The organism is Rhizobium sp. P38BS-XIX (assembly GCF_012641435.1).
Classification (GTDB): domain Bacteria; phylum Pseudomonadota; class Alphaproteobacteria; order Rhizobiales; family Rhizobiaceae; genus Rhizobium.
Map to the genome: position 1 here is coordinate 353,413 of NZ_JABAIJ010000004.1, position 16,056 is coordinate 369,468.

11 protein-coding genes are annotated in these 16,056 nt (G+C 59.0%); 5 read left to right on the top strand and 6 right to left on the bottom strand.

The genetic code is table 11. From position 1 onward, the window contains the following. The first annotated feature begins 47 nt into the window (after positions 1–47). From HGP17_RS15980 to HGP17_RS16000, 5 genes are all read left to right on the top strand, one after another. The gene (locus HGP17_RS15980) at positions 48–1,262 is read left to right on the top strand and encodes a glycosyltransferase family protein (RefSeq protein WP_168810610.1); all 1,215 of its coding nucleotides are present in this window, start codon (positions 48–50) and stop codon (positions 1,260–1,262) included. A gap of 17 nt (positions 1,263–1,279) precedes the next feature. Next, positions 1,280–2,539: a glycosyltransferase family 4 protein gene (locus tag HGP17_RS15985; protein ID WP_168810612.1), complete on the top strand. Its 1,260-nt coding sequence runs from the start codon at positions 1,280–1,282 to the stop codon at positions 2,537–2,539. Next, the gene (locus tag HGP17_RS15990) at positions 2,536–3,681 is read left to right on the top strand and encodes a glycosyltransferase (protein WP_168810614.1); all 1,146 of its coding nucleotides are present in this window, start codon (positions 2,536–2,538) and stop codon (positions 3,679–3,681) included. Before HGP17_RS15985 ends, HGP17_RS15990 begins: the two co-directional genes overlap by 4 nt. A gap of 235 nt (positions 3,682–3,916) precedes the next feature. Further along, positions 3,917–6,631: an ABC transporter ATP-binding protein gene (locus HGP17_RS15995; protein WP_168810616.1), complete on the top strand. Its 2,715-nt coding sequence runs from the start codon at positions 3,917–3,919 to the stop codon at positions 6,629–6,631. A gap of 53 nt (positions 6,632–6,684) precedes the next feature. Further along, positions 6,685–7,161: a Crp/Fnr family transcriptional regulator gene (locus tag HGP17_RS16000; RefSeq protein ID WP_168810618.1), complete on the top strand. Its 477-nt coding sequence runs from the start codon at positions 6,685–6,687 to the stop codon at positions 7,159–7,161. Positions 7,162–7,255: 94 nt separating this feature from the next. On the opposite strand, the gene HGP17_RS16005 is transcribed toward HGP17_RS16000, so the two are convergent. The 6 genes from HGP17_RS16005 to HGP17_RS16030 all read right to left on the bottom strand — a co-directional run bounded on the left by HGP17_RS16005 (position 7,256) and on the right by HGP17_RS16030 (position 16,033). Then, on the bottom strand, positions 7,256–8,398 hold the full coding sequence (locus tag HGP17_RS16005) for a fumarylacetoacetate hydrolase family protein (protein WP_168810620.1): 1,143 nt from the start codon (positions 8,396–8,398) through the stop codon (positions 7,256–7,258). 178 nt (positions 8,399–8,576) lie between these two features. Continuing rightward, positions 8,577–9,947: an alpha-glucosidase/alpha-galactosidase gene (locus HGP17_RS16010; protein ID WP_168810622.1), complete on the bottom strand. Its 1,371-nt coding sequence runs from the start codon at positions 9,945–9,947 to the stop codon at positions 8,577–8,579. Between the two features lie 19 nt (positions 9,948–9,966). Beyond that, entirely contained in the window at positions 9,967–11,637 is a 1,671-nt protein-coding gene (locus tag HGP17_RS16015; RefSeq protein WP_168810624.1) for an ABC transporter ATP-binding protein, read from the bottom strand. A 13-nt stretch (positions 11,638–11,650) separates the two neighbouring features. Then, the gene (locus HGP17_RS16020) at positions 11,651–12,778 is read right to left on the bottom strand and encodes an ABC transporter permease (RefSeq protein ID WP_168810626.1); all 1,128 of its coding nucleotides are present in this window, start codon (positions 12,776–12,778) and stop codon (positions 11,651–11,653) included. Then, the gene (locus HGP17_RS16025; RefSeq protein ID WP_168810628.1) at positions 12,778–13,788 is read right to left on the bottom strand and encodes an ABC transporter permease; all 1,011 of its coding nucleotides are present in this window, start codon (positions 13,786–13,788) and stop codon (positions 12,778–12,780) included. Before HGP17_RS16025 ends, HGP17_RS16020 begins: the two co-directional genes overlap by 1 nt. A gap of 157 nt (positions 13,789–13,945) precedes the next feature. Continuing rightward, positions 13,946–16,033 carry an ABC transporter substrate-binding protein gene (locus HGP17_RS16030; RefSeq protein WP_168810630.1) on the bottom strand — a complete coding sequence of 696 codons (2,088 nt, stop codon included), beginning with the start codon at positions 16,031–16,033 and terminating at the stop codon, positions 13,946–13,948. Positions 16,034–16,056: the final 23 nt, after the last annotated feature.

Genomic DNA, 16,056 nt, shown 5'->3' on the forward strand with positions numbered 1-16,056 from the left:
GACCGGCAGACCGCGTACATGACTTTCATCCCCCAGAGGTTTTGCCCATGAAGCGGCGCTTAGAAGATGCTCGAATCCTCATGTACAGCCACGATACGTTCGGGCTCGGCCATTTGCGCCGGTGCCGAACGATTGCGCATTCGCTTGTAGAGGACTATCGCGGGCTAAACGTATTGATCATTTCCGGCGCGACGATAGCCGGCGCTTTCGACTATCGGGCGCGCGTCGATTTCGTCAAAGTGCCGAGCGTTATCAAGCTGCGTGACGGCGAATATACGTCGATGGCAAGCCATGTCGCGCTGCAGGAAACGCTGAAGATGCGGCAGTCGATCATCCGTCACACGGCGGAGACCTTCCAGCCCGACGTTTTCATCGTCGACAAGGAGCCGATGGGGCTCAAGGGCGAGGTCGAGGAAACGCTGACCTATCTCAAGGCGCGTGGAACGACGCTTGTCCTTGGCATGCGCGATGTCATGGATGCGCCGCACCTGCTCGAAGCGGAGTGGAAGAAGAACAACGTTCTGCAGAAGATCGATCAGTTCTACGATCGTGTGTGGGTCTATGGTCCACCAGACTTCCATGATCCGCTCACGGGTATCGACGTGCCGGCAGGTGTGCGCCGGAAGATGGAGTTCGTCGGCTTTCTGCAGCGGAGCGTTTCCACGCTTGGCACGAAGTCGGAACATGTGCCCGACGAGGACTATATTCTGGTGACGACCGGCGGCGGTGGCGACGGCGCCGATCTCGTCGATGATGTCATCAGTGCTTTCGAGCAGGACAAGACGCTGACGCACAGAACACTGATCGTGCTTGGTCCTTATATGCCGGCCAAGGAGCGCAGCCAGTTGCTGGAGCGCGGCAGCAAGATCGACTGTCTGCAGGTGATCGAATTCGACAACAAGATGGAAGAGCTGATCGCCGGAGCCAAGGCCGTCGTCGCCATGGGCGGATACAACACCTATTGCGAGATCCTGTCCTTCGATAAGCCGGCGCTCATCATCCCGCGGACACGTCCGCGCGAGGAGCAGCTGATCCGTGCGCAGCGAGCGAGCGAGCTTGGACTTGTTGACATGCTGCTACCGGAAGAATCCGCTGATCCGAAGCAGCTCGCCGCCGCCCTGAAGCGTCTGCCGAACCGCGCGCCGCCGTCTGCAAGCAGCAGCAATATGCGTCTCGAGGGCCTGGTGCATATTTCGCACACCATCGGCGAGTGGTTTGATGATCGCGAGCGTTATCCGCCGCTGTCGATCGTTGCCGAGTAGATCATCGGAACTCATGAATGCGTAAGAAAATACTGGTGGTTTTGAAGGGCTATCCTCGCCTGTCGGAAACCTTCATCGCACAGGAATTGCTTGGCCTGGAAAAGGCCGGGTTTGATCTGACGCTGATTTCGATGCGCAGGCCGACCGACAAGAAGCGGCATCCGGTGCATGACGAGATCAGGGCGCGGGTGGTCTATTTGCCGGAATATCTGCATGACGAACCATTGAGGGTGCTGCGCGCCTTCTTCGCCGGAATCGGCAAGCCGGGTTTCAAGCCGCTCTTCAGGCAGTTCTGGGCCGACCTCAAGCGGGATGTGACGCGCAATCGCGTGCGTCGCTTCGGGCAGGCGCTGGTGCTGGCGCATGAATGGCCCGATAGCGGGGAGTGGCTACACGCGCATTTCATTCACACGCCGGCCTCCGTTACGGCTTATGCCAGCATCATGACCGGCATTCCATGGACCTGCTCTGCGCATGCCAAGGACATCTGGACGTCGCCGGACTGGGAGCTTTCCGAAAAGCTCGGCCGTGCCCGCTGGACGGTGACGTGCACACGCGCCGGTTATGAGCACATGCGGGATTTGACGGACATGCCCGACCACGTGCATCTGAGCTATCACGGTCTCGATCTTGATCGCTTCGGCCCATTCGCCGGCGAGCATTCGGCGCGCGACGGATCCATGTCTTCGGACCCGGCCTTTATCTTAAGTGTCGGCCGCGCGGTGGAAAAGAAGGGCTATGATGTCCTTTTGAATGCGCTCGCCTTGCTGCCCGCCGATGTCAATTGGCGCTTTACGCATATCGGTGGCGGCGATGGGCTCGGCAAATTGAGGGCGCTAGCCGATACGCTCGGCATCGCCGATCGCATCACCTGGAAAGGGGCATTGGCGCAGGAGGATGTCCTTGCACATTACCGCCAGGCCGACATATTCGCGCTTGCTTGCCGCGTCGCCGCGGACGGCGATCGCGACGGCCTGCCGAATGTGCTTGTTGAAGCGTCCAGCCAGCGCTTGCTGTGTGTTTCGACCAATGTGTCTGGCGTTCCCGAGCTGCTGGAAGACGGCGACAATGGTCTTGTCGTGCCGCCGGAGGATCCGCAGGCGCTGGCACAGGCGCTGGAGCGCGCGATCCGCAATCCGGCGCTGCGCCAGAGGCTTGGTGACGCGGGTGAGCGCCGCGTGCGCGAACACTTCGACCATCATGCCAGCATTCGGCAGCTAACGCGACTGTTCGAGGAGCAATGGCAAAAGGAAAATGAATGGCGGAAATCCGCATGACCGCCTCGAATGTTGCCCCGTTGCGCGTCCTCTTCTACGTTCAACATCTGCTCGGCATCGGCCATCTGGCGCGCGCAAGCCGCATTGCCAGCGCGCTTGCGAGCGATGGCTGCCAGGTAACCGTCGTGACCGGCGGGCTGCCGGTGAACGGCTTTCCCGGGACGGACGTCATCTCCGTTGCGTTGCCGCCGGTTGTGGCGAGCACTGCCGGATTTGCGGGACTTGCCGATCAATCCGGCATGGCTGTGGATGAGGCGTTTCTGATGCGTCGCCGTGATCTGCTGCTTGAGGCCTTCAGGCAAGCTGCTCCCGATGTCGTCATCATAGAGGCGTTTCCCTTCGGGCGCAGACAAATGCGCTTCGAGCTGCTGCCCTTGCTCGATGCGATTGCCAAGGCTGATCCCAAGCCGCGGCTCTACACATCTGTCCGTGATATTCTACAGCAGCAAAAGAAGCCTGGGCGGGACGAGGAAACCGTATCGCTGCTGCGCGATCATTTTGACGGTGTCCTTGTTCATGGTGATCCGCATTTCGTGCGGCTGGAAGAGACGTTTCCGCTGACGGAAGCGATCAACGACAAAATCATCTACACCGGCCTCGTTGCCCCGATCTTGCCGCCTGAGCCGCAAGACGTCTTCGATATTGTCGTTTCTGCTGGCGGCGGTGCCGTGGGGCGTGATCTCATTCGCACCTCGATCGGGGCGGCCGGCCGCATTGCGCGCGATCGTCGCTGGCTGCTGGTCACCGGGCCAAACTTGCCGGAACAGGACTTTATCGATCTTGCCAAGGATGCACCCGCCAACATCGAGCTGGTCCGTTTCCGCAAGGATTTTCCGTCCCTGCTAAGGGCGGCAGACCTTTCGATTTCCCAGGCCGGCTACAATACGGTCGGCGATCTCCTGGTGGCCGGGTGCCGTGCTATATTGGTGCCCTTCACCGCCGGCGGTGAAACCGAGCAGGCCGTGAGGGCCGAGCGGCTGGAGAGATTGGGATTGGCGATCAGTTTGCCGGAAGCGGGTCTGACGACGGATATGCTTGTTTCCGCCATCGAACGATCGCTGGCACAACCCAAGCCGGGCAGCTGCGATATCGATCTCGGCGGAGCGGTGGCAACCTCCGCAATTGTTCGCAAAGCACAGTAACGGACAAGATGACGTGGCGATCGGGATATCCTGTCGTTTTATGCTCCCTGATTTCTGCAAACTTGTGTTACAAATCAGGCAATCGATGAATCGGGGGGCGTGAACGAAAGACGGGGCGTCGGCCCATTCGTACATGGGGCCATGCATTCGCATCAAACTCTTCCCGCATCTCTGCAACATCGGTGTCGGCGCCTTGCTGGCGCTGGGCGTTGAATTTGGAAGCCTGCAGTAAGCAATGGAAAAAAGCCTAGCGCGTTATATTTGGTCGAACACCCGGCTGGAGCAGATCTGGATACTGCTCGTCGTTGCGGCGTCGATGATCCCGTACTTCCTGTCCTTCGACCTGCCAAAGCAGATCGTCAACGGGCCGATTCAGGGCAAGGGTTTCGAGCATCCCGGCGATACCCAGACTTTCATGCATATCGCTTTCGACATGCCGTTGATCGGCCATGTCGAGGTGTTTCATGGCATACAGCTTACGCGCATGTGGATGCTCATTGCGCTGAGCCTTGTGTTTCTGGCTCTCGTCGTCCTCAACGGCCTCTTCAAGCTTTATATCAACACCTATAAGGGGCGGCTTGGCGAGCGTATGCTGCGACGCATCCGCTTCGAGCTGATCGATCGTGTTCTGCGGTTCCCGCCGGCGCATTTCAAGCGGGTCAAGCCCGCAGAAATCGCCACGATGATCAAGGATGAGGTGGAGCCGATGGGCGGCTTTACCGGCGATGCCTTCGTGCAGCCGGCGCTTCTCGGCGGCCAGGCCGTGACCGCCCTTATCTTCATTATCATGCAGAACTTCTGGCTGGGCATGATTGCCGCCGGCATCGTCGCCGTGCAGGCGATCGTCATCCCGCGCATGCGAAAGCGGCTTCTTGAACTCGGCCGCCAGCGCCAGTTGACGGCGCGCGAACTTTCCGGCCGCGTTGGGGAAATCGTTGACGGTATCGGCACAATCCATGCCAACGATACGACGAACCTGGAGCGGGCCGATATTGCTCAACGACTTGGGCTGATCTTTTCCATCCGCTACGACCTCTACCAGTGGAAGTTCCTGGTAAAGTTCATCAATAACTTCCTTGCCCAGGTCACGCCGTTCCTCTTCTATCTGGTCGGCGGTTTTCTTGCCCTTCAGGGTCGGCTGGATATCGGCCAGCTCGTTGCGGTCATCAACGCCTACAAGGATCTTCCCGGGCCGCTCAAGGAGCTGATCGACTGGGATCAGTCTCGTCAGGACGTCCAGGTCAAGTATAATCAGGTGGTCGAGCAATTCAGCGTCGACAATCTCATCGATCCGAAAATTCAGATCGTCTCGCCTGCGCCGGCCGGTCGTATCACGCATGCGTTGGTCGCCACCAATCTGACCGTTGTCGACGATAGCGGCGCCCGCGTGCTCGATCATGTCTCGGTGGAAATCCAGCCGGGAGAACGGGTGGCGATCGTCGGTGACAGCGGCGCGGGTGGTGAGTATCTGGCCGAGGCGCTCGGGCGGCTTGTCTGGCCCGATACCGGACGTATTTCGATCGACGGTCGGGATCTGCTGGAGCTGCCGGAATCTTTGACAGGCCGACGCATCGCCTACGCGTCGTCCGAGACCTTCTTTTTTCACGGCACGTTGCGCAGCAACCTTCTCTATGGCCTGAAGCACGCGCCGCTTATCGCCCCCGATTATGATGAGGAAGAGGCAACCAAGGCAAAGTGGCGAATGACCGAGGCACGCCGTGCCGCCAATCCCGAACTGGATCTCAACGGCGACTGGGTCGACTATGCCGCGGCAGGCGCGACAGGCCCGGACGATATTTATTCCGTTATTCGACCTGTGCTGGATGCCGTTGCCATGTCGCAGGACATTTTCGACATGGCGCTGCGATCAAGCGTCGATACCGTAGCGCACGAGGATCTGACGTCTCGCATCGTCGAACTGCGACAGGCATTGCGACAGCGGCTGCAGGAAGAAAAGCTGGAAGAGCTCGTCGTTCCCTTCCAGTTCGATACCTATAATCTGCAGGCGACTGTCGGTGAAAATCTGCTGTTCGGCACGCTGAAGCGGCCGCAAATGACCAACCGGAAACTCGCCGCACACCCTTATTTCCGCCAGCTTTTCGCGGAAACGGGCCTCATCGCCGATCTCTACGACATGGGCCTGGAGATTGCGGAAAACGCCGTCGAACTGTTTACCGATCTGCCGCCGGATCATCCGTTCTTCCAGCAGCTGACCTTCATGACGGCGGAAGATATTCCGACCTATGAGGCTTTGCTGCAGAAACTTAACGGCAAGGGGTATGAAGCAGCGACGAATGACGAGCGCTCGGCGATTATCCGCCTGAGCTTTTCCTATATCGAGCCACGCCATCGTTTTGGTCTTCTCACCCAGATGCTCATGGAAAAGATCGTCCAGGCACGCTCCAAATTCTATGAGAATATTCCCGCCGATCTCGCCAGCGTCATCGAGCGTTATGATCCCGAGCGATTTACCGCATCCGCGACGCTGATGGACAATGTCCTCTTCGGCCGCATCGCGCACCAGCAGGCCAATGCGCCCGAGCAGATCCATCAGATCATGTATGATGTCTTCGGACGCCTCGGCATGCACGATAGCGTGCTCTCTATCGGTCTCGATTTCGATGTCGGCTCCGGCGGCAAACGTCTGACGAACGTGCAGCGCCAAAAGCTCAATGTCGGGCGAGCGCTTTTGAAGCGTGCGGACTACATTATCTGCAACCGCCCGCTGCCGGCGCTCGATCATCGCGTGCAGGATCAGATCGCAAGAGCCATTCTAGGCGATCTGGAAACCGATGGCTACGCACCGGCTATCGTCTGGGTTCTGTCCAACCCAAGTTTCGCTGAATTGTTCGACCGAGTTCTGGTCTTTGATCACGGCAGCCTTGTCGAAAGTGGCTCGAGCACTGACCTTTTAGAAAAAAATGGTATGTTCAAAGAACTGTTATCGTAATATCCTATCTCGACAGTGGCGACTGGGGCTGAACACTGGGGGTTTTTAAGTTCATGCTTCTGAAGGATGAAGTTGAAATGCTGAAGCGGGTGCCGATTTTTTCGCGCATCGCGCCTGCGAAATTGAAACTTCTGGCGTTCACGTCGGATCGCGTCAGCTACAATGCTGGCCAAACGCTGTTTCATCAGGGTGATCAGGGTGATGCGGCGTATGTTGTTCTTTCAGGGACCGCTGATATTCTCGTCGATAGCCCCGCCGGCGAGATCAAGGTCGCCGAAGTCGACCTGAATTCGATCGTCGGTGAAATTGCTATTCTCTGCGATGTCTCCCGTACCGCTACGGTAAAAGCTACTTCCAGGCTTGAGGCTCTCAAGATCAGCAAGGAGCATTTCCTGAAGCTTTTGAGCGATTTTCCGGAGATGGCTGTCGAGATTATGCGTGTTCTCGCGGATCGCCTGAACCACACCACCTCCGAACTCACGGCTGTTCGTAGCCGGCTGAGCCATCCCCAGCCAATGTCCACGCACTAAGGTGTAAGAAGAAGACATAAGCTCTCCTTCTCTTATTCGAATTCCGTGAAGACTATCGCCGCCTGTGCGCGACTCCAATCGTGATCCTATCGTCCTAAATCAATTCACGCTTTGCAAGGTTGCGCATCAGATGTGACGCTCCGAACGTCCACGGTGCGCATTCCGTCGACAGCAACACACGATTTCTCAGTGCGCCCAGCTTGTCGTTGGAAATGGTGACGATGTCGCCGACCTTGTGGGTGAAACCCTGGCCGGGCGTGTCGCGATCTTCAACCGGCGCGAAGAGTGTGCCCATAAACAACACGAATCCATCCGGATATTGATGATGACGACCGATGGTCTGGGAGACAAGGTCCAGCGGATCACGGCTGATTTCTTTCATCGATGAACGGCCGTGCAGGACATAGCCATCCTCACCTTCGACTTTCAAATCGAGGTCGGCATTGCGCACGTCGTCAAGGCCGTAGGTTCCGTCGAACAGGCGGATGAACGGGCCGATCGAGCACGAGGCATTGTTGTCTTTCGCCTTTCCGAGCAACAAGGCGGAGCGGCCCTCGACATCGCGCAGGTTGACGTCGTTGCCGAGTGTCGCGCCCTTGACCCGGCCTCGGCTATCGACCGCAAGCACGATTTCAGGCTCGGGGTTGTTCCATTTGGAGATCGGGTGCAAGCCGACATCCGCACCCAGTCCAACCGAGGACATGACCTGCGATTTGGAGAAGACTTCGGCATCCGGTCCGATGCCGACTTCGAGATATTGCGACCAGACGCCCTCCTCGATCAGGGCCGCCTTGACCTTGGCGGCCTCGGGCGAGCCGGCCTTGAGGTTGCGCAGGCTATCGCCGATCAATGCAGTCACCTTGCCGCGGATCGATTCCGCAAGGTCGGGATTGCCGGCCGCGCGTTCTTCGATGACGCGCTCGAGCATGGAGCGAGCGAAGGTGACGCCGCAGGCCTTGATTGCCTGCAGGTCGATCGGGGCGAGAAGATGGACGGACGAAGCATCGGCCTTGCCGGCAAGCAGATCATCGAGCTTTGCGACAGGCTCGCCTTTCTGTGTGCGGATGAAGGCAACAGGATCGTCTTTTTCCAGGAGATCGCGCATCGTCGGCGCTTCTCTCGACGTGATGTCGTAAAGCATGCCGTCGCGAAGAGTGACAAGAGCGGGGCCTTCCACTTCCGGGCGCCAGATGCGGCCGACAAATGTTCCGGTGGTGAATGTGTCCGAGTTGGCCATGTCGTTCGTCTCCTCCAAACTGCGAGCGGTTTTAACGCAGTCGATGCTGCTTTGCCATCCGTTATCGTCCTATCATTCGCGACCTTTTTGGACTTACATTTTTTCCATGCAGCAAAAAATGTAAGGCCCCGCGGCGTCGCCGCGAGGCCTTTGGGCCGCAAGCCGGGAGAGAGTAGCTTTACGCGGCCTGAACCTTGCGATTGCTGCGTGCCCATTCCGGCAGCCAATCGCCATGGGCAACGAGGAGCTCATCGACCAATGACCATATCTGGTCGAGATCGAGCTCGGCTGCCGTATGCGGATCCATCATCGCCGCATGGTAGATGTGTTCGCGGTTCTCAGTCAGCAAAGCTTTGACCGTCAATTCCTGCACGTTGATGTTCGTGCGGATCAACGCTGTCAGCTGCGGCGGCAGATCGCCGACATAGGTCGGCTGGATGCCTGAGGCGTCGACGAGGCAGGCAACTTCGGCCGCGCAATTGGCTGGCAAAGACGTGATGCAGCCATTGTTGCGGACGTTGCCGTAGATGACCGAGGGTTCGCCGGTCCAGACCGAATTGATGATGGACGAGGCATACTCCTTCGACTGCTTGACCTCGATTGTCTCGGCCGTGCGATATTCCTCGGCCTGGTTCTTCCAGCGTGCGACCTGCTCGATGCAGCGCTTCGGATATTCGTCGAGCGGAATGCCGAACTTCTCGATCAGATCCTCGCGGCCTTCCTTGATGAAGTAGGGCGTATATTCGGCGAAATGCTCAGAGCTTTCGGTCACGAAATAGCCGAGACGGGTCAGCATCTCGTAGCGCACCTTGTTTGGGCACCGCGGGTTCCAGCCGGGCTTCGGCGCGCGTCCCTCGCGATATCCACGGACGAGATCGGGATAAAGATTGCGATAGGAGCCATCAGGCTGACGATGCTCGAATTCGAGATAGAAGGCCATGTGATTGATCCCGGCCGAACGGTAGCGGATCTCGTCATAGGGAATGTCGAGATCGTGCGCCAATTCCATCGCTGTACCCTGCACGGAATGGCAAAGGCCGACCTGCTTGATCGTGGGATATTTCTCACCGATCGCCCAGGTGTTGATCGCCATCGGATTTACATATTGCAGCATGATCGCATTCGGGCAGACGGCGAGCATGTCCTCGCAGATCTTCCAGAGGTGCGGGACCGTGCGCAGGCCGCGCATGATGCCGCCGACGCCGAGCGTGTCGGCGATCGTCTGGCGCAGGCCGTATTTCTTCGGCACCTCGAAATCGGTGACGGTGCAGGGCTCGTAGCCGCCGATCTGGAAAGCGACGACGACGAAGTGTGCGCCATCAAGCGCCTTGCGCTGATCGGTAAAGGTTTCGACCGTTGCGGACGCACCGAGCGTTGAAGCGAGCTTGCGGGCGACGATGGCGCTCTCGTCCAGCCGCTGCGGATTGATGTCCATCAGCGCGATCCTGGCGCCGGCAAGGGCAGGGCGCTGCAAGACGTCGCCGATGATGTTTTTCATGAAGACGGTCGAGCCGGCTCCAATGAAGGTGATCTTGGGAGTGCCAGTCATTTTCTAAATCTCCTGAATGCTAGGAAGCCACCTCGAACGCCGCTCTGACAAGGCGTTCGGTGTAAGCGGTCTTTGGATGCGACAGAACCTCGTCGACGGACCCTTCTTCCATGATCTTGCCGTGCTGCATGACGATGACGCGATGGCAAAGGGCGCGGACGACCTTGAGGTCGTGTGAAATGAAGAGGTAGCTCAAACCCTTTTCGTCCTGCAGCTTGCGCAGGAGGTCTATGATCTGGGCCTGAACGGAAAGGTCGAGCGCGGAGGTCGGCTCGTCGAGCAGGATGAACTCCGGCTCGAGCGCGATGGCACGGGCGATCGCAATACGCTGGCGCTGACCGCCGGAAAACTCATGGGGAAAGCGCGATAGGATATTTGTCGGCATGCCGGCGCTGTCGAGCGCTTCCTTGACGCGCTCCAGCCGTTCGGCCCGATTGGCGCCGAGATTGTTGACCACCAACCCCTCGGAGATGATCTGGCCGATGGTCATGCGCGGGTTCAATGACGAGAAGGGGTCCTGGAAGACGATCTGCATGCGTGAGCGTAGCGGCCGCATCTCGGCACGAGACCGGCCATGGATCGGCTGGCCATCGAAGAAAATCTCGCCGCTATCGGCGTCGATCAGGCGGAGTAGCGCCTGGCCGAAGGTGGTCTTGCCGGAGCCGGATTCGCCCACGAGACCGAGCGTTTCGTGGCGCCGCAGCTCGAGATTGAGGCCGTCGACGGCGACAAGCTCGCGCATGTCGGGCTTGAAGAAGCTGCCATGGCGCAGCATGAACGCCACTTTCACGGACTTGCCTTCGAGCACCAGGTCGCAATTCGGCGGCAGGGGCTTTGCCTGTCCACGCGGCTCCGACGACAGCAGATGCTGTGTGTATGGATGTTGCGGATTGGCAAACAGCGCCTCGGTCGTGTTGTGCTCCCGCATCTCGCCGTGTTGCATCACATAGACATAGTCGGAGAACTGGCGCACGACCGTCAGGTCATGTGTGATCAGGATCACCGCCATGCCGAGCTGCTTCTGCAGATTGCGGATGAGATTGAGGATCTGCGCCTGCACGGTGACGTCGAGCGCTGTCGTCGGTTCGTCGGCAATCAGCACGTCCGGATCGTTGGCGAGCGCCATGGCGATCATCACGCGCTGGCGCTGGCCGCCGGAGAGCTGATGCGGATATTGCCTGAGACGTGCCTCGGGATCGGGAATCTGCACCTGCTTCAGCAGCTCGAGCGCCCGCTTCTCGGCGTCGCGGCGACTGACTTTGCGATGAACCCGGATCGCTTCGACGATCTGGCTGCCGATCGTGTAGATCGGATTGAGCGAGCTCATCGGCTCCTGGAAGATCATCGAGATGCGATCGCCGCGCAGCTGCCGGCGGGCTCGCTCCGAGAATTTCAGGACATTCTTGCCGTCGTAATGGACCTCAGATTTCTCCGAGACCACAGCGCGCTTGGTCAGCAACCCCATGACAGTCCGGGCCGTCACCGATTTGCCCGAACCGGACTCGCCAACGATGGCGATGGTTTCACCGCGATAGAGCTGGAATGTTATGTCCTTGACGGCGTCGACGATCCCGTCCTCGACCTTGAATTTGACCGCGATATTGCGGGCGTCGATGACGGGCGCGGTGGTCTTTGCGTCGACATCATGCCTGATGTCCGGAGCGAAAGGATTGACGAGTGCGAGGGCCATAGTCCTTCTCCTCTCAATAAGGGTCGATCGCGTCACGCAGCCCGTCGCCCAGAGCATTGAAGGCGAAGACTGTGACGAGAACGAAGGCGACGGGCGAGAGAATCCACGGGTAGGAGCCGATGACCGAATAGGTCGACGTATCCTGCAGCATCAGGCCCCAGGAGATCAGCGGCGGTTTGACCGCAAAGCCCAGGAAGCCGAGGAAGGATTCCAGCAGAACGACACTCGGGATCGCCAGCGTCACCGCCACGATGACATGGCTCATGACGTTCGGGAAGACATGCTGGAGGATGATGCGCCGGTCGGTTGCACCGACGGCCATGGCTGCACGGACATACTCGATCCTCGCCAGCGCAAGCGTCTTGCCGCGAACCTCGCGCGACATCTGCGCCCAGCCAAGCGCCGACATGACGATGATGACGAAGGCGAGGAAGACGTTGGTCGGTGCCGTCACCGGGATCAGTGACGTCAGCGCCAGATAAAGCGGCAGCTGCGGGAAAGCGAGAACTACTTCGACGAAGCGCTGGATCCAGGCGTCAAGCGTGCCGCCGAAATAACCAGAGATCATCCCAACCGTGGTGCCGACAATGGTGACGATGGCAACGACCGTCAGGGCAATCATCAACGAGATGCGGGAGCCGTAAATAACGCGTGAAAGCACGTCGCGGCCGAACTTGTCTGTACCGAGGAAGTGGACGGGACCGCCATCCGTCGTCCCGAAGAGATGCCGGTTGCCCGGGATCAGGCCAAACAGATTGTAGGGAGCGCCCTTGACGAAGAAACCGAGCAGGCGCGGATTGTCGTAATCAGGGCCAACGATCGGCTGGAAGGTGACGGGATCGAGATCGGATGTCTCGACGAGCGCATAGACCCGAGGCTGGAAGACGAAATTTCCATCCTTGTCATGAAAGCTGATTACTTGGGGTGGCGCAAAGCCCGTATCGGTGGCCTTCGGATCGAGAGGCGCGATGAACTCGGCAAACACCGCCATCACAAGAAGCAGAATGACAAGCGTGAGACCACTCATGCCCGTCCAGGAGCGCTTCAAGCGTCGCCAAACCAGGGCGATGTAACTCTCATTGCCGCTTTTTCGATTGATCGTCTCTTCTGGCGGGGGCGGGGAGTTGCTGAAGGCGAGCATTAGTGGATCCCTCCCTGTTGACGCACGCGGGGATCGAGCATGGCAAGCAGCATGTCGGCAATGATGTTGCCGATGATGAGGGTTGCCGACAGCACCATCATGAAGGTCGCGGTGACGTAGACGTCGCCCACAGCCATGGAACCGACGATCGCCGGTCCTACGGTCGGCAATGTGAAGATGATTGCGGTCTCGATTTCGCCTGTCAGCATATAGGGCAGGACCACGCCCTGATACATGACGAGCGGATGCAATGCGTTGGGCACGGCATGGCGCATGACGACGGCACTCCCCGAAAGGCCCTTGGCGCGTGCGGTTTCGACATATTGCGCGTTCAGCGTGTCGAGCAGATTACCGCGCATGATGCGCATGTTGTAGGCGAGGCCACCGAAAGTGGCGATGGCGACGACCGGCCAAATGTGTTTGACGAGATCGACAAATTTGGCCCAAGACCATGGTGCACCGCCATATTGCGGCGAGAAGAAACTGCCGATCTCCGAGACGTTGAGCTGAAAGACAAGGATATAGACGATGATCAGCGCCATCAGGAAGCGCGGCACCGTCATGCCGAGGAAGGAGATGCCGGCGAGCAGGTTGTCGATCCAGCTATATTGCCGCGTCGCCGCCCATATGCCGAAGCCGATGCCGAGAATGGATGCCAGAATATGGCAGACCAGCGCCAAGGCCAGCGTTCGTGGCAGCCGCTCGCCGACGACGTCGGCAACAGGCTTGTTGTAGACCATGCTATAGCCGAAATCGCCCTTCGTGACGATGCCGCCGATCCAGTTGAAGTATTGGACGACCATCGGCTTATCGAGGCCGTGTTCCTTGCGATAGGCCTGCGCCTGGGCGTCTGCCTGTTCGAAAGAGGCGCCGCCCTGGTTCATCAGCTGCGAGCGGATGTAATCGGCATAGTCGCCCGGGGGTGCCTGGATTATGGCGAACGTCACCACGCTCAGGATGAAGAGCACCGGTATCGCCGAGGCTATGCGCACGAGCAGGAATCGTAACATCGGACGGTTCGCTTCTCTTGATGCTGTCTGCACTCTCATTCCTTCAGAATGACATGCGCCAGCGGTTTCTATTTGCCCGGCGATAGCTGATCGCTGGAATGCGTCGGGTTCCATGGCAACCGGCTATGCGGTTGCCATGGAATTGGCTCGTCCGACCTTACTTGATCGGGCCGGCGCTGCCCGGGGCGCCTGGAAGCTGTTGCGGAAACAGTTCGTATTTGCCCTGTTTGTCGGCGGCGACCCAAAGACGTTCGCGGATGATCGAATCCTCGGCCCAGTTGAACAGGAAGATCGGCGTACCCGGAGGAACGTTGGAGAAGCGCTTGTTGATGATCAGCGCGCCGGGATATTCGGTCAGGCCGATATTGTAGAGATGCCCGGTCGAAAGCTTCTGGAATTGCTTCATCAAGGCGACGCGTTCGTCATTGTCCTTAGAGGTGATGAACTTGTTGACGATATCGACCATATCCTTTTCGAACGGCATCAGATCGAGCTGTCCGCTTTCGGGAGCGCGGTGGTTCCAGCTGGTGCGCGGGCCGACAGGAGCGAGCTGTTCGGTGTTCTGCACGACCGAGGCAAGCTCGGTGCTGTTGCGGCGGACCATCCAGTCGAAGCGACCACTATAATTTGCATCGTCACGCTTGGGGCCGTCGAGCGCATTGATGATGACGCGCAATCCCAGTTTCTCCATCTGGGCAACCACGCCTTCGGCCAGGCTCTTGTCGGTGGTGTAGTCGTTGCTGACCAGAAGCGTGATTTCGACGTCCTTGCCGCCATTGACGTCGGCCGGGAAATTGACGATGCCATCACCATCCGTGTCCTTCAACCCGGCTTTTGCAAGCTCAGCCTTCGCGGCTGTCAGGTCGAACGGATAGTAGACGGTGGACGTGCGGTCGTAATAGGTGCTGCCGGAAGACAAGCCGCCTGGATAGATCGCCGTAAATGGCCCTTTCACCAGCGATTCCCCCAGCGCCTTGCGATCAAGCGCCATGGTGACCGCCTTGCGGAAATCCTCGTTGCGATTGAGGTCGCGGATTGCCTTGCCGCGGGCATCGGGGCTGCCCCAGCCGTTGGCGGAGAAGTTCATCTGCAGATTATAGCCGATGAGGCGAGGTCCAAAGGCCAGACGCGCCGGGGCGTCGGGCTGTGCGGCGCGCTTCAGCGAGGCGACGAAGTTTTCCGGCTGCTCGAGGTTCGACAGGTCAGCCGAGCCGGCAACGGCCTGCACGTCGCGATCGGCCCAGGTCGAAAGCTTATAGTGCAGCTCGTTGAGGTAAGGTAGCTGATTACCCTTCTCGTCGACCTTCCAATAATAGGGATTGCGGCGCATGACGATGATGTCGTCGGAGCGATATTCGACCGGCACCCAGGCGCCCATGACCGGCATGTTCATATATTCCGGCGGAAAGGCATTCTTGAACTGGTCGTAGGTGTTCTTGGAATACTTCGGATGCTGCGGCTTCAGGATGTGCGACGGTCCCGGGCAGAAGTTCGGGTAGGCCATTGTGTAGAGATACTGCTTCGGGAAGGCATCCTTGAAGGTCCATTCGATCGTATAGTCGTCGATCTTCTTGAGCGTCGTCCCCTCTCCGAAAGCTTCCGGCGAGGCGCCGCCGCCCAGCGGTGAGACGTTCGGGTCGATGACCTCGTCTTCCCAATAGAACATGATGTCGTCAGCGTTGAACGGTACGCCATCGGACCATTTCGCACCTTCGATCAGATGCATGGTGAGCTTATGACCGTCCGGCGACCATTCCCAACCCTTGGCGAGGTTCGGCAGAGGCTCCATATCCTTGGCTTCGACCTGGAAAAGCGGTGCGGTGCGCGTCAGGCATTCGGACAGCCCGATATCGATGCCGCCCCAACCTTGCGTCTGGCCGGCTCCGTAGTTCCAACCCTCCGGCCTGCCGCCGATGACATGGCGCAGGGTGTCGCCATAGACACCGATGCCGTCAGGCATGTTGCCGGTCTTGTAAACGAGCGGTTCCTTCGGCAGCCGATCCTTGACCGGTGGCAGCTTGCCGGCCTTCACGAAGTTGTCGGTGACCCAGTTGGGCTCGTGATACTCTGGCAGCGCCTTGAATTCGAGAATGGAGCTGCGCTCCACGTATTTGATCTTGCCTTCTGCCGGGAAGGCGGGCTGAACGGGCGGTACTGTCGGCTCGGCGGCATAGGCGCTCATGGCGATCGCGGATGTGGCAATCGTCAACGCGGCGATAAGGCCGATCGGTCGGAAATGTCTCATCTTGTTCTCTCTCCCTAAATCGC

What these genes read in the sequence shown, in the direction of transcription:
- HGP17_RS15990 (WP_168810614.1), top strand. Translation starts at nt 2,536, where the DNA reads ATGACCGCCTCGAATGTTGCCCCGTTGCGCGTCCTCTTCTACGTTCAA.
- HGP17_RS16030 (WP_168810630.1), bottom strand. Translation starts at nt 16,033, where the DNA reads ATGAGACATTTCCGACCGATCGGCCTTATCGCCGCGTTGACGATTGCC.
- HGP17_RS16010 (WP_168810622.1), bottom strand. Translation starts at nt 9,947, where the DNA reads ATGACTGGCACTCCCAAGATCACCTTCATTGGAGCCGGCTCGACCGTC.
- HGP17_RS15980 (WP_168810610.1), top strand. Translation starts at nt 48, where the DNA reads ATGAAGCGGCGCTTAGAAGATGCTCGAATCCTCATGTACAGCCACGAT.
- HGP17_RS15995 (WP_168810616.1), top strand. Translation starts at nt 3,917, where the DNA reads ATGGAAAAAAGCCTAGCGCGTTATATTTGGTCGAACACCCGGCTGGAG.
- HGP17_RS15985 (WP_168810612.1), top strand. Translation starts at nt 1,280, where the DNA reads ATGCGTAAGAAAATACTGGTGGTTTTGAAGGGCTATCCTCGCCTGTCG.
- HGP17_RS16020 (WP_168810626.1), bottom strand. Translation starts at nt 12,778, where the DNA reads ATGCTCGCCTTCAGCAACTCCCCGCCCCCGCCAGAAGAGACGATCAAT.
- HGP17_RS16000 (WP_168810618.1), top strand. Translation starts at nt 6,685, where the DNA reads ATGCTTCTGAAGGATGAAGTTGAAATGCTGAAGCGGGTGCCGATTTTT.
- HGP17_RS16015 (WP_168810624.1), bottom strand. Translation starts at nt 11,637, where the DNA reads ATGGCCCTCGCACTCGTCAATCCTTTCGCTCCGGACATCAGGCATGAT.
- HGP17_RS16005 (WP_168810620.1), bottom strand. Translation starts at nt 8,398, where the DNA reads ATGGCCAACTCGGACACATTCACCACCGGAACATTTGTCGGCCGCATC.
- HGP17_RS16025 (WP_168810628.1), bottom strand. Translation starts at nt 13,788, where the DNA reads ATGTTACGATTCCTGCTCGTGCGCATAGCCTCGGCGATACCGGTGCTC.